General features: G+C 47.8%; 1 protein-coding gene. It reads left to right on the top strand.

Going from position 1 to position 508, the window contains the following annotated elements; genetic code table 11:
- The coding region (locus R7Q48_RS31455; protein ID WP_411979329.1) for a peptidase dimerization domain-containing protein at nucleotides 1-508 on the top strand (508 nt) is incomplete at both ends.

Here is a 508-nt window from a genome sequence, read left to right as displayed (position 1 = left end):
TGCTTGGCCGATTCCTTGCGGGCCATGCACAAGAGTTGGATCTTCGCTTGGTTGAATTCCGTGGTGGTAGTTTGCGTAATGCTATTCCTCGCGAAGCTTTCGTAACAGTTGCAGTTCCTGCTGAAAACCAAGAGAAACTTGCAGAGCTTTTCAACTACTACACTGAGCTATTAAAAGCTGAGCTTGGCAAAGTAGAAACGGGTATTGTGACGTTCAATGAAGAGATCGTAACCGAATCACAAGCTTTCACTGCGGCGGATCAACAACGCTTTATTGCTGCTCTCAACGCATGTCCTAATGGCGTGATGCGCATGAGCGACGAAATTGAAGGTGTGGTTGAAACGTCACTGAACGTTGGCGTGATCACTACTGAAGAAAATAAAGTCACGGTTCTGTGTCTGATTCGCTCTTTAATTGATTCTGGCCGCAGCCAAGTAGAGAGCACGCTACGCTCTGTTGCTGAACTCGCAGGAGCACAAGTTGAGTTCTCAGGCGCTTACCCTGGTTG

It is taken from the genome of Vibrio sp. 378, from assembly GCF_033339435.1.
The sequence above is the reverse complement of the archived record's forward strand: the minus strand, read 5'-3'. Positions and strand labels throughout refer to the sequence as shown.